Here is an 11289-nt window from a genome sequence, read left to right on the forward strand (position 1 = left end):
TGCCCCCGGCCTGTCGCAACAACGGCGTCCTGCGGACGCCGTTTTGCTTGTGCTGACCGTGCTTATTTCAGCCGGAATTCTGCCGCATTGGCGTGCGCTGTCAGCCCTTCGCCGTGCGCCAGCACGCTGGCGATCTTGCCCAGCTTCTGCGCACCGGCCTCGGACACCTTGATCAGGCTGGAGCGCTTCTGGAAGTCGTACACGCCCAGCGGGCTGGAGAAACGCGCGCTGCGCGCGGTGGGCAGCACGTGATTCGGGCCAGCGCAATAATCGCCCAGCGATTCGCTGGTGAACTTGCCCATGAAGATCGCGCCGGCGTGGCGGATCTGCGGCAGCAGCGCTTCCGGATTTTCTACTGAGAGTTCCATGTGCTCCGGCGCGATGTAGTTGCAGATCTCGCAGGCTTCAGCCAGATCCTTCACCACAATCAGCGCGCCGCGATTGGCCAGCGACGCGGCGATGATGTCGCGGCGCGGCTGGGCGGGCAGCAGCTTGGCGATGCTGGCGGCCACCGCATCCACGTAGGCGGCGTCCGGACACAGCAGGATGGATTGCGCGATTTCGTCGTGTTCGGCCTGGCTGAACAGGTCCATCGCCACCCAGTCCGGATTGGTCGTGCCGTCGGCCAGCACCAGGATTTCCGACGGGCCGGCGACCATGTCGATGCCGACGATGCCGAACACCGCGCGCTTGGCGCTGGCGACGTAGGCATTGCCGGGGCCAGTGATTTTGTCGACCTGCGGTACCGTCTGCGTACCGAAGGCCAGCGCGCCAACCGCCTGTGCGCCGCCGATGGTGAACGCGCGCGACACGCCAGCGACATAGGCCGCCGCCAGCACCAGATCGTTCTTCTCGCCCTTCGGCGTCGGCACGACCATGATGATTTCCTTCACGCCGGCTACATGCGCCGGAATGGCGTTCATCAGCACGGACGACGGGTAGGCCGCCTTGCCGCCCGGCACGTAGATGCCGACGCGATCCAGCGCGGTGACCTGCTGGCCCAGCAGCGTGCCGTCTTCGTCTTCATACGACCACGACGCCATTTTCTGCTTTTCGTGGTAGCGGCGTACGCGCTCGGCGGCGGCCTGCAGTGCTTCGGCCTGAGCAGCAGGCAGGCGCTCGAAGGCGGCCTTGAGTTCGGCTTGTGTGAGTTCCAGCTCGGCAAAGTCCTGCGCGTGCATGCCGTCGAAACGGTTGGTGTATTCGATCACCGCCGCATCGCCGCGTGCTTTCACATCGGTGAGGATGGCGGCGACGCGATGATCGACGTCCGGATCCTGCGACGTTTCGAAGGCCAGCAGCGCGGTGAGTTTCTGCTGGAAGTCGGCGGAAGAAGAATCAAGGCGGCGAATCATGGTGGTCGTCCTGTATCGCAAAAAACAAGTGTGGGGCTGCCGGGTTCAGCGTTGAGTCGTCGTGTTGTGCACGACGGCTTCACTGCGCAACAAAAGTACTTTGCCGTTTCGGCGGATCAAGGTATCGGTGGCATCGGCTTTGATGTTGATGATGGAGCCACCGACATCCAGCTGACTGCTGTAAGTGACCGTGGCCTGTTTTCCGTCATCCGATACCGTGATGTCGTGTATTTCGTAGTGGTGGTCGAGTTGCATGATGCCGCCCATTTTTTCACCCAGGTCCTTGATCAGGCTGAAAAATTCCTCGCTGGCGGTGCATGATGCTTGTTTGTCGATGTTGCCGGTATTGCTGATGCCCTGGAAGTCATCGGCAAGCAGCGCGCACATGGCCTTGGGGTCGCGCGACAGCAGGGCGTGCTCGCTTTTTGCCAAATAGTCGCGCGCCTGTGCTTCGCTGATGCTGCGCCCGGCGACAAAGTACCACCAGCCGGCGGCGGCCAGCACCACCACCAGCAGCAGGATTTTGCCAAGCGGCAAGGGCTCGCGTGTCGGACGAAAGCCTTGCTGGGCCGGGCTGGCCGTGACCGCGACGGCTGGCCCGGTTGCGGCCGGTTTGGCGGCCTGGGCGGCCAGCATGCGCGGCATGTCGCAGCCGCAATCCAGGCACAGCGTGCGCTTGGGCTGGACGCGGGCGCATTTCGGGCAGGTGATTTCCTCGACCGGCGGCGCTGCGTGTGGCAACGCCGGGGCCAGCGGAGCCAGCGGCTCGGCCCTCACCTCCACGCCAGCCTGGGCAAAATGCTGCAGGTAGCGCTCCAGCTGCTGCTGGGGAACCTCTTTCTTGATGAGTGCCGGCGCCTTTTGCAGCAAAGCCTGTGCCTGAGACCGCTCCAGCTTCATAAGGCGTGCCAGATTCTCGGTAGCCAGTTCCGCAGGGGTGCCGGGCAGAATGTTGCCGGTCAGGATCAACTGGTAACTGGCGCTCATCGATCAGGGGGCTCGCAGTTTATTTGCCGATTGCATCGGCAAAGGCGTCGAGCATGGGCTGCAGGCGGTCGCGTTTCAGCTTCAGCGCGGCCTGGTTGAGTACCAGCCGGCTGGAAATATCACGGATGTGCTCGACAGCAACCAGCTTGTTGGCGCGCAAGGTGCCGCCAGTGGAGACCAGATCGACAATCGCGTCGGCCAGACCCACCAGCGGGGCCAGCTCCATCGAGCCATAGAGCTTGATCAGATCGACGTGCACGCCCTTGTCGGCGAAGTGTTCGCGCGCCTGCTTGACGTATTTGGTGGCGATCTTGAGGCGCGCACCCTGTTTGACCGCGGCGTCGTAGTCATAGCCTTCGCGCACGGCGACCATCAGGCTGCACTTGGCGATGTCGAGGTCCAGCGGCAGATACAGGCCATCGCCGCCATGTTCCAGCAGCACGTCGCGACCGGCCACGCCCAGATCGGCTGCGCCATGCTCGACATAGGTCGGCACATCGGTGGCGCGCACGATGATCAGGCGCACGTCGTCGCGGTTGGTGCCGATGATCAGCTTGCGGCTTTTCTCCGGATCTTCGGCGGGTGTGATGCCGGCTGCGGCCAGCAGCGGCAGGGTTTCTTCAAAAATGCGGCCTTTGGAAAGCGCGATGGTAATCATGATGTGTGGTGATCGTTTTGAACCACAAAGCGACAGAGATGCATGGCCGGACTTGATTGCACGAGGCCTGGGCTTGCGGGAAAGCGTTGCCAGTCAGGTGGATGGAAAGGGGTATTCCCGTGCAGCCTTTCTATCTCTTTGCCTGTGGGTGCATACCCGCAGGCATATCCTGATCGGGAGGCATATTCTCTGTGTCTCTGTGCCTCTGTGGTGAAAGGGGTTCTAAGGATTATCCCTTATTTGAACAGCTTGAGCGTAACAGGGTATTTCGACTTCCAGCCGTTGATGGCCTTGGCGCCCTCCCAGAGGCTGAACATGGTTGAGCCAAGCCCCACCCACCACAAGGGAAAAATGCTCTGGAATACCATCGTGGCCAGCATGGCCACCACATAGAAGCAGCCCATCAGCAGCTGGAAATTGGTGGCCTGCACCGCATGCTGCTCGACGAATTCCGAATGGACGCGGGCGAACTGCAGGATGAGCACCGGCACCAGCAGCGCCAGAATCGGCACGGGCAGGATGGGCAGCCAGAACACGCCGGCCATGTGCGCCAGTGCGGCAAAGCCTTTTTCAACCTGCTTGGGCGGCGGCGGCGTGCCGTCGCTGTCATTGCCAGAGGGTTTGGGATTGAGCGTCAGCATGTGAGGTATCCAGAAAAGCGTTCAACGCAGAGGCGCAAAGACGCAGAGGAAGGCAAAAGGCGAGAAACGGGATTATCTCTGCGCCTCTGCGTCTCTGCGTTGGGTTTGATCAAGAGATCAGGAGCGAAGGCGTTCAATCTGCGCGCCGACGCCGCCCAGCTTGGTTTCGATGTGCTCGTAGCCGCGATCGAGGTGATAAATCCGGTCGACGACGGTTTCGCCATCGGCCACCAGGCCGGCAATCACCAGCGAGGCGGACGCCCGCAGGTCGGTCGCCATCACGGTGGCGCCCGAGAAACCCTCGACGCCGGTCACAAAGGCCGAGTGGCCGTCGATCTTGATGCTCGCGCCCATGCGCGCCAGTTCCGGCACGTGCATGAAGCGGTTTTCGAAAATGGTTTCGGTCATCACGCAGCTGCCGGTCGCGAGCGCATTCAGCGTCATGAACTGCGCCTGCATGTCGGTCGGGAAGGCCGGGTATTCCAGCGTGCGGATGTCCACCGCCTTCGGGCGCTGCTTCATGTCGATGGCGATCCAGTCGTCGCCGGCCTCGATGTGCGCACCGGCCTCGGTCAGCTTGTCGAGCACCGCGCCGAGGATGTCGGCGCGGGTCTTGCGCAGCACGACCTTGCCTTGGGTGGCGGCGGCGGCTACCAGGAAGGTGCCGGTTTCGATGCGGTCGGGAACGATGGCATGCTCGGCGCCGTGCAGCTCCTTCACGCCTTCGATGGTGATCGTATCCGTGCCGTGGCCGCTGATCTTCGCGCCCATCTTGATCAGGCACTCGGCGAGATCGACGACTTCCGGCTCGCGCGCGGCGTTTTCCAGAATGGTCGTTCCCTCTGCAAGGGTTGCGGCCATCAGCAGGTTTTCCGTGCCGGTGACGGTAATCATGTCGGAACGGAAACGGCAGCCCTTGAGCTTGCCTTTCGCCTTCACATAGCCGTGCTCGATCACGATTTCCGCGCCCATCGCCTGCAGGCCCTTGATGTGCTGGTCAACCGGGCGCGCGCCGATCGCGCAGCCGCCAGGCAGCGACACCTGCGCCTCGCCAAAGCGCGCCAAAGTGGGGCCCAGCACCAGAATCGACGCGCGCATGGTCTTCACCAGCTCGTACGGGGCGACGAGGCTGGTGATGTTGTTGGCGGTGATTTCGTATTCGTGGACGTTGTCGGTCATCACGCGCACGCCCATGCCCTGCAGCAGCTTCTGCGTGGTCTTCACGTCGGCGAGCTGCGGCACGTTGGTGAGCCTGAGCGTTCCGGCGGTCAAGAGGCCCGCACAGAGAATGGGCAGGGCGGCGTTCTTGGCGCCGGAGATGGTGATTTCACCATTGAGCGGCGTGCCGCCGACGATTTTCAGTTTGTCCATTGTTCAGTCAGTCACTTTGCGCCTGCGGCGCGAAAATCGAATAAATACGAACCACAGAGGCACAGAGTACACAGAGCGCTTTCGGTATGTTTCGCGGGAAAAACGGGCAGTGAATGCCTTGCCATACCGGGTTTCTCTGTGTGCTCTGTGCCTCTGTGGTGAATAGCGCTTGGCTTAGCGCCAGAAGAAATACCACAGCGCCCAGATGACCGCGACGATCATGATCGGCAGGTTGGCCAGCGCGGCCAGCCGCCCGCTGCTGCGGTTGGCTTCCTTGTCCATGGCGGCCTTTTTGGCGGCGGCGAGCGCGGCCTGTTGTTCGTCGATGACGTCCAGGCCGAAACGGCGCGGTTCCTTCTGTGGCCCGCTCATCAGGCGACTTCGGCCGGTGTCTTGGTGGCGCGCAGCGAGAGCGCATGCAGCTCGCCCGAATCCAGATGGCCTTTCAGGCGCTCCTTGACGAGGCGGTGGCGCTCGAGCAGTTTCAGCCCCTCGAAGGCGGACGAGACAATGCTGGCGTAGAAATGATGGCCATCGCCTTCCACCTCGACGGCGGTACAGGGGAGGGCGGCTTCGATCAGTTGCTTGACGTGTTCGGGCGACATGGCGATCCGGGTAAACAGCATGAAAGGGGGCTGGCGGCCCAGGTCGATCAAAGCAGAAAACTTCAATGCAGAGAGGCAGAGGGCGCAGAGACAACCGGCTGGTTTTGCCTTGCTCTGCGTCTTTGCGTCTTTGCGTTGGGTTTTGCTTTTTCGGGCTTGTAAGGGCTAATGGCGCAGCTTGTAGCCGGATTTTACCAAGTGCAGGGTGTACAAGGCGAGCGCCGCACAGCAGCCGCCAGCCACCAGCAGCGATACCCAGGGACTGGTATCGCTGACGCCGAAGAAGCCGTAGCGGAAACCGTCGATCAGGTAAAAGACGGGATTGGCGTGCGAGACCTTTTGCCAGAAGGGCGGCAGGCTGTGGATCGAGTAAAACACCCCGGACAGGAAGGTCAGCGGCATGATGAGGAAATTCTGGAAGGCGGCGAGCTGGTCGAATTTCTCCGCCCAGATGCCGGCAATCATGCCGAGTATCGCCATGATGAGACTGCCCAGTACGGCAAACACCAGGATCCACAGGGGGTATGTGAAGGAAGGCAATGCAAAGAATAGGGCTGCAATAAATACCCCCATGCCCACCACCAGGCCGCGCAGCATGGCGGCCAGCACGTAGGCACCGAAGAATTCCAGATGCGACAGCGGCGGCAGCAGGATGTAGACGATATTGCCGGTGATTTTCGACTGGATCAGGCTCGACGAGGTGTTGGCAAAGGCGTTTTGCAGCATCGTCATCATCGCCAGCCCGGGAATCAGGAAGGCCGTGTAGCGCACACCCGGATAAGGCTCGACATGCGCATCAAGCACATGGGCGAAGACCAGCAGATACAGCAGTGAAGTAAGCACCGGTGCGGCGACGGTCTGGAACGACACCTTCCAGAAACGCAGGATTTCCTTGTAGAACAGCGTGTAAAAACCGGTCATGCCTGTTCCGTCCGGGGTTGGCTACGCATCATGTCGAGGAAAATGTCTTCAAGGTCGGGTTTGGCGACCTCGATGTCGCGCAGCTCGACGCCGGCCTGCCGGATTTCGCTGAGGATGCGCTCCAGCGTCGCGCAATCGTCGAGGTGCAATTCGAAGGCGTCGTCGCGCCGGCCTTGCAGCAGGGGTTGCAGCGCGGGCGGCAGCTCGGCGGGTTTCAGGCGCAGCAGCAGGCTGCGCGCCTTGCCGCGATTCATCAGCCGGTGCTTGTCTTCCAGCGCGATCAGACGGCCCTGCTTGAGCATGGCGATGCGGTTGCACAGCTCCTCGGCTTCTTCGAGGTAATGCGTGGTCAGCACGATGGTGTGGCCGTCGGCGTTCAGCCGCCGGATAAAGGCCCACAGCGTCTGGCGCAAGGCCACATCGACGCCGGCGGTGGGTTCGTCGAGCACAATCACCGGCGGGCGGTGCACCAGCGCCTGCGCGACCATCACGCGGCGCTTCATGCCGCCCGACAGCGCGCGCATATTGCTGTTGGCTTTTTCGCTCAGGCCCAAATTGGCGAGAATTTCATCAATCCAGTCGTCGTTGTTGCGGATGCCGAAATAGCCGCTTTGAAACTCGAGGGTTTCGCGCACGGTGAAAAAGGGGTCGAAGACCAGCTCCTGCGGGACGATGCCGACGCTGCGCCGTGCCGCGCGATAGTCCTGCTGGACGTCGTGGCCCATCACGCGCGCGCTGCCGCGGCTGGCGCGCGTGAGTCCGCCAAGGATGGAAATCAGTGTGGTCTTGCCGGCGCCATTGGGGCCAAGCAGGGCAAAAAAATCGCCCTGTTCGACGCTGAAGCTGACGTCGTGCAGCGCATGAAAATCACCGTACTGCTTGCCGACGCCGTCAAAGGCGATGGCTGCACTCATTGCGTCGCACCGGTGGCCGCGCCGCTTGCCGGATCGTTTGCCCCGGCGGCTTTGTCGGCGTCGCCATCGTCATCGGGATCGCCCATGGGCAGCGGATGCGGCGGATTGCCATCGTGCACCTTGAACCAGCGACGCTGCAGATAGCCGTCGCGCATGAAGGCGTAAGGATCGAGCGCTTCGTCCAGTGCTGCGTCGAGCGGCAGCAGTTCGGCGCGCAGGTTGACAAGCCCCACGCTGTAGTAGCCGATCTGGCCGGCCAGCGGTTCGATGTAGTCGATTGGTCCCCAGGCCAGGCGGGACAGCGGGTCGACCGAGTCGCGCAGGGTCAGCGGGCCATAGAAGGGCAGCATCAGGTAAGGGCCGCTGCCCACGCCCCAGTAGCCCAGCGCCTGGCCGAAATCCTCGTCCTGCTTGGCCAGCGGCACGCGGCTGGCGATGTCGAAGAGGCCGGCGATGCCGAAGGTGGTGTTCATCAGTACGCGGCCGGTGCCGGTGGCCGTCGATTGCCACTTGCCCTGCAGCGCCGATGCGGGAATGGCGAAGAGATCGTCGATATTGCCGAAGAAATTGCTCACGCCGGTCTGGATCGGTGGGGGCATGTAGTCGCGCCAGCCGGTCGCTACCGGGCGCAAGAGCGCCTTGTCCACCGCACGGTTGAAGCCGTAAATGGGCCGGTTTACCGGCTCAAGCGGGTCATAGTTGTTGCCGGGGCTGGCGCAGGCGGCCAGCAGGGTGGTGAGCAGCAGCGGGGCAATCAGGCGCATGGCGGTCTCTCGCTATCGGTCAGGCGGCAGCAGGGGGGGCTGCAGGCAGGAGGGCTTGCAGGCCGTAAACCTGCAGCAGGCGCACGATGGCGGTCGGCGGGTTCGCGATCTCCAGCGTCAGCCCCAGGCTGCGTGCCTGCCGTTGCCAGTGCAGCAACACGGCCACGGCGGCTGAATCGGCTGTGCCGACGTGTTGCAGGTCGATGCTTACCGTGGCAGGGCCGCGCAGGTGATCCAGCAGCGGCAGGTGTTGCCGGGCTGTCTGCATGGTCAGCTCGCCGTTGACGGTCAGGGTGTTCACTTGTTGCCCGTGCTGGCGTTGCGGCTGGCCAGCTGCTTGATCAGGCCGTCGATGCCATCGTTGCGGATGACCGAGGCAAAGGTGTTGCGGTGGTTGTTGATGAAGCTGACACCACCTACGGAAATATCGTAAACCTTCCAGTCCTGGCCGTTCTTTTCAAAGCTGAAGTCCAGCGTGATCGGCTTTTCGCCTGGCAGGGTGACTTCGGTGCGCACGTCCTGCTCGCTGGGCGAGTTGCCGGCGCGAACCGACTTCACTTCCACCTGCGCGTTCTTGTAGATGGTCAGCGCCGACAGATAGGTGCGCACCAGCATGGTACGAAATTCGCGCGTCAATGCCTGTTGCTGCTCGGGAGTGGCGCTGCGCCAGTGGCGTCCGGCAGCCAGTTGCGTCATGCGGGTGTAGTCGGCCAGCGGTGCGACGCGTGCGTCGACCAGCTCGCGGACCTTGACGGGGTCTTTTTCATTCTTGCGGATGATTTCGAGCACGTCCCTGCTGCTCTGGCGGACCAGCTGCTCGGGCGTTTCCGCGGCGGCAAGGCTGGTGCCCGTGAATGTACAGGCGGTAAGGATGGCCAGCATGCCAAAAAACTTGCGCATTGTTTACTTCTCCATGGTGGTGTTGTCGTCACCCGCTGCCTTGGAAAACAGGAAGCGGCTGATGATCTGTTCCAGGACGATGGCCGACGAGGTGATTTTGAAGCTGTCGCCACTGCCCAGTGTCTTGTCGTCGGCGCCACTGGCAATGCCGACGTACTGCTCGCCCAGCAGGCCGGAGGTGAGGATTTCGGCGCTGCTGTCACGGCTGAAGCGGTATTGCTCGTCCAGCGCCATCGTCACGCGCGCCATATAGCGCTCGGTATCCAGCTCGATGGCGGTAACGCGACCGACCACCACGCCGGCGCTTTTCACCGGGGCGCGAACCTTCAGACCGCCGATGTTTTCGAAGTTCGCCGTCAGCGTGTAGGTGGAGCTTGCCGGCAGGGCGCCCTGATTGCTGACCTTCAGGGCCAGGAAGAGCAGTGCTGCCGCCCCCATCAGTGCAAACAGCCCTACCCAGAAATCGATGGTCGTGCGTTTCATTGCTGCATCCTCAATCTGTTTATACACCGCGGAACATGAACGCAGTGAGAACGAAATCCAGTGCCAGCACCACCAGGGCGCTGGTGACCACGGTGCGGGTCGTGGCGGTGGAAATGCCTTCAGCCGTGGGGGGCGCATCATAGCCTTCGAAGGCGGCGATCAGGGCAATGGCGCAGCCGAAGAACACGCTCTTGATCACGCCATTCATGACATCCAGCCGAAAATCCACTGCACCCTGCATTTGCGACCAGAAGCTGCCCTCGTCCAGTCCCAGTAGCGGCACACCGATCAGGTAGCCGCCGAATATGCCGGTGGCGCTGAACATGGCCGCCAGCAGGGGCATGGAAATCACTCCGCCCCAGAATTTCGGGGCGATGACGCGCGCCATCGGGTTCACCGCCATCATTTCCATGGCACTCAGCTGTTCGGTCGCTTTCATCAGGCCGATTTCGGCCGTGATGGCCGAGCCCGCACGGCTGGCGAACAGCAGCGCGCCAACGACCGGGCCCAGCTCGCGCACCAGCGACAGCGCGACCAGGATGCCCAGCGACGAGGATGCGCCAAAACGCTGCAGCGTGTCGTAACCCTGCAGCGCGAGCACCATGCCGACAAACAGCCCCGATACGGTGATGATCAGGATGGACAGCACGCCGGCAAACCAGATCTCGCGCGCCAGCAATTGCGGCCGGGCAAAGGCCGCCGGGCTGTGCCGCAGGATGCCCAGCAGGAAGCGGCAGGCAAAACCGAGCTTGATGATCCGTGCGGTCAGCGGTGCGCCGATGGACTGGCAGAGGCGGACAAAGCGGTTTCCCATGCTCATGGCTCCAGCCCCAGTTCGCGCAGATAAGGCGCTGCAGGCTTGTGAAACGGCACCGGGCCATCCGGTCTGCCATTGATGAACTGGGCCACGAAGGGGTGGGGCGAGGCCCGCACTTCATCGGGCGTGCCGGCAGCAATGATGCGGCCATCGGCCAGAAAATAGATGTAGTCCACCAGGGCCAGCGATTCGGCGACATCGTGCGTGACAATCACCGAGGCGGTGCCCAGTGCGTCGTTCAGTTCGCGGATCAGCGTGCCGATGGTTGCCAGCGAAATGGGATCCAGCCCGGTGAAGGGCTCGTCATAGAGCATCAGCTGCGGGTCCAGCGCGATCGCGCGAGCCAGCGCCACGCGCCGCGCCATGCCGCCGGAGAGCTCGTGCGGCATCAGCGTGGCCGCACCGCGCAGGCCCACGGCCTGCAGCTTCATCAGCACCAAGTCGCGAATCACGCTTTCGGGCAGGTCCGTGCGTTCACGCAGGGGAAAAGCCACATTGTCGTAGACGCTCAGATCGGTAAACAGCGCGCCAAACTGGAACAGCATGCCCATGCGGGTGCGCAGCTGGTAGAGCGCGGCTTCGGACAACTCGCGGGTATTGCTGCCGGCCACCCGCACCGCGCCCGCATCGGGCAGCAGCTGGCCGCCAATCAGCCGCAGCAGTGTCGTCTTGCCCGAGCCCGAGCCGCCCATGATGGCCACGAGCTGGCCGCGCCGGATCTGCAGGCTGATGTCCTGCAGGATGGCCTTGTCATCGTAGGCAAAGCTGACATGTTCGAAATCGACTAGGAGGTCCGGCATGGTCTGGGAGGGGAGTAAACGGCAATCATTCCAGCGCAGTGTCTCAGGTGCAAAACGCGAGCGTACCTGAAGG

At 62.7% G+C, this 11289-nt stretch carries 15 protein-coding genes; all 15 read right to left on the reverse strand.

Features of this window, described 5'->3' with window-relative positions:
• Positions 1 to 62: 62 nt before the first annotated feature.
• The 15 genes from hisD to C515_RS0108785 all read right to left on the reverse strand — a co-directional run bounded on the left by hisD (position 63) and on the right by C515_RS0108785 (position 11216).
• Positions 63 to 1355 (reverse strand): histidinol dehydrogenase, encoded by a 1293-nt coding sequence (gene hisD / locus C515_RS0108715; protein ID WP_373277250.1) that lies wholly within the window; start codon positions 1353 to 1355, stop codon positions 63 to 65.
• A 45-nt stretch (positions 1356 to 1400) separates the two neighbouring features.
• Entirely contained in the window at positions 1401 to 2342 is a 942-nt protein-coding gene (locus tag C515_RS0108720; protein ID WP_028455210.1) for a Cif family virulence factor, read from the reverse strand.
• A gap of 19 nt (positions 2343 to 2361) precedes the next feature.
• Positions 2362 to 3000 (reverse strand): ATP phosphoribosyltransferase, encoded by a 639-nt coding sequence (hisG, locus tag C515_RS0108725; protein ID WP_211234020.1) that lies wholly within the window; start codon positions 2998 to 3000, stop codon positions 2362 to 2364.
• Positions 3001 to 3236: 236 nt separating this feature from the next.
• On the reverse strand, positions 3237 to 3641 hold the full coding sequence (locus C515_RS20320; RefSeq protein WP_043648809.1) for a DUF4870 domain-containing protein: 405 nt from the start codon (positions 3639 to 3641) through the stop codon (positions 3237 to 3239).
• Positions 3642 to 3758: 117 nt separating this feature from the next.
• Positions 3759 to 5012 (reverse strand): UDP-N-acetylglucosamine 1-carboxyvinyltransferase, encoded by a 1254-nt coding sequence (murA, locus tag C515_RS0108735; RefSeq protein ID WP_028455212.1) that lies wholly within the window; start codon positions 5010 to 5012, stop codon positions 3759 to 3761.
• A 174-nt stretch (positions 5013 to 5186) separates the two neighbouring features.
• The gene (locus C515_RS0108740) at positions 5187 to 5384 is read right to left on the reverse strand and encodes a hypothetical protein (RefSeq protein WP_028455213.1); all 198 of its coding nucleotides are present in this window, start codon (positions 5382 to 5384) and stop codon (positions 5187 to 5189) included.
• Entirely contained in the window at positions 5384 to 5617 is a 234-nt protein-coding gene (locus C515_RS0108745; RefSeq protein ID WP_028455214.1) for a BolA family protein, read from the reverse strand. Before C515_RS0108745 ends, C515_RS0108740 begins: the two co-directional genes overlap by 1 nt.
• Before the next feature lie 165 nt (positions 5618 to 5782).
• Entirely contained in the window at positions 5783 to 6538 is a 756-nt protein-coding gene (locus C515_RS0108750) for an ABC transporter permease (RefSeq protein WP_028455215.1), read from the reverse strand.
• Positions 6535 to 7452: an ABC transporter ATP-binding protein gene (locus C515_RS0108755; RefSeq protein WP_028455216.1), complete on the reverse strand. Its 918-nt coding sequence runs from the start codon at positions 7450 to 7452 to the stop codon at positions 6535 to 6537. Before C515_RS0108755 ends, C515_RS0108750 begins: the two co-directional genes overlap by 4 nt.
• Positions 7449 to 8216: an MlaA family lipoprotein gene (locus C515_RS0108760; RefSeq protein ID WP_028455217.1), complete on the reverse strand. Its 768-nt coding sequence runs from the start codon at positions 8214 to 8216 to the stop codon at positions 7449 to 7451. Before C515_RS0108760 ends, C515_RS0108755 begins: the two co-directional genes overlap by 4 nt.
• Before the next feature lie 19 nt (positions 8217 to 8235).
• Entirely contained in the window at positions 8236 to 8517 is a 282-nt protein-coding gene (locus tag C515_RS20325; protein WP_051304790.1) for an STAS domain-containing protein, read from the reverse strand.
• On the reverse strand, positions 8514 to 9116 hold the full coding sequence (locus C515_RS0108770) for an MlaC/ttg2D family ABC transporter substrate-binding protein (RefSeq protein WP_081686845.1): 603 nt from the start codon (positions 9114 to 9116) through the stop codon (positions 8514 to 8516). Before C515_RS0108770 ends, C515_RS20325 begins: the two co-directional genes overlap by 4 nt.
• Before the next feature lie 3 nt (positions 9117 to 9119).
• Entirely contained in the window at positions 9120 to 9599 is a 480-nt protein-coding gene (gene mlaD / locus C515_RS0108775; protein WP_028455219.1) for an outer membrane lipid asymmetry maintenance protein MlaD, read from the reverse strand.
• A 19-nt stretch (positions 9600 to 9618) separates the two neighbouring features.
• Complete coding sequence (gene mlaE / locus C515_RS0108780; protein ID WP_028455220.1) at positions 9619 to 10413, reverse strand: lipid asymmetry maintenance ABC transporter permease subunit MlaE; 795 nt, start codon at positions 10411 to 10413, stop codon at positions 9619 to 9621.
• 2 nt (positions 10414 to 10415) lie between these two features.
• Positions 10416 to 11216 carry an ABC transporter ATP-binding protein gene (locus C515_RS0108785; RefSeq protein ID WP_028455221.1) on the reverse strand — a complete coding sequence of 267 codons (801 nt, stop codon included), beginning with the start codon at positions 11214 to 11216 and terminating at the stop codon, positions 10416 to 10418.
• Positions 11217 to 11289: the final 73 nt, after the last annotated feature.

This window comes from Chitinilyticum litopenaei DSM 21440, assembly GCF_000428145.1.
Taxonomy (GTDB): Bacteria; Pseudomonadota; Gammaproteobacteria; order Burkholderiales; family Chitinibacteraceae; genus Chitinilyticum; species Chitinilyticum litopenaei.

Excerpts from the sequence above, each read along its gene's own strand:
- C515_RS0108770 (WP_081686845.1), bottom strand. The coding sequence starts at position 9,116 with ATGCGCAAGTTTTTTGGCATGCTGGCCATCCTTACCGCCTGTACATTC.
- hisD (WP_373277250.1), bottom strand. The coding sequence starts at position 1,355 with ATGATTCGCCGCCTTGATTCTTCTTCCGCCGACTTCCAGCAGAAACTC.
- C515_RS0108720 (WP_028455210.1), bottom strand. The coding sequence starts at position 2,342 with ATGAGCGCCAGTTACCAGTTGATCCTGACCGGCAACATTCTGCCCGGC.
- C515_RS20320 (WP_043648809.1), bottom strand. The coding sequence starts at position 3,641 with ATGCTGACGCTCAATCCCAAACCCTCTGGCAATGACAGCGACGGCACG.
- C515_RS0108740 (WP_028455213.1), bottom strand. The coding sequence starts at position 5,384 with ATGAGCGGGCCACAGAAGGAACCGCGCCGTTTCGGCCTGGACGTCATC.
- mlaE (WP_028455220.1), bottom strand. The coding sequence starts at position 10,413 with ATGGGAAACCGCTTTGTCCGCCTCTGCCAGTCCATCGGCGCACCGCTG.
- C515_RS0108755 (WP_028455216.1), bottom strand. The coding sequence starts at position 7,452 with ATGAGTGCAGCCATCGCCTTTGACGGCGTCGGCAAGCAGTACGGTGAT.
- C515_RS0108750 (WP_028455215.1), bottom strand. The coding sequence starts at position 6,538 with ATGACCGGTTTTTACACGCTGTTCTACAAGGAAATCCTGCGTTTCTGG.
- hisG (WP_211234020.1), bottom strand. The coding sequence starts at position 3,000 with ATGATTACCATCGCGCTTTCCAAAGGCCGCATTTTTGAAGAAACCCTG.
- mlaD (WP_028455219.1), bottom strand. The coding sequence starts at position 9,599 with ATGAAACGCACGACCATCGATTTCTGGGTAGGGCTGTTTGCACTGATG.
- murA (WP_028455212.1), bottom strand. The coding sequence starts at position 5,012 with ATGGACAAACTGAAAATCGTCGGCGGCACGCCGCTCAATGGTGAAATC.
- C515_RS0108760 (WP_028455217.1), bottom strand. The coding sequence starts at position 8,216 with ATGCGCCTGATTGCCCCGCTGCTGCTCACCACCCTGCTGGCCGCCTGC.
- C515_RS0108745 (WP_028455214.1), bottom strand. The coding sequence starts at position 5,617 with ATGTCGCCCGAACACGTCAAGCAACTGATCGAAGCCGCCCTCCCCTGT.
- C515_RS0108785 (WP_028455221.1), bottom strand. The coding sequence starts at position 11,216 with ATGCCGGACCTCCTAGTCGATTTCGAACATGTCAGCTTTGCCTACGAT.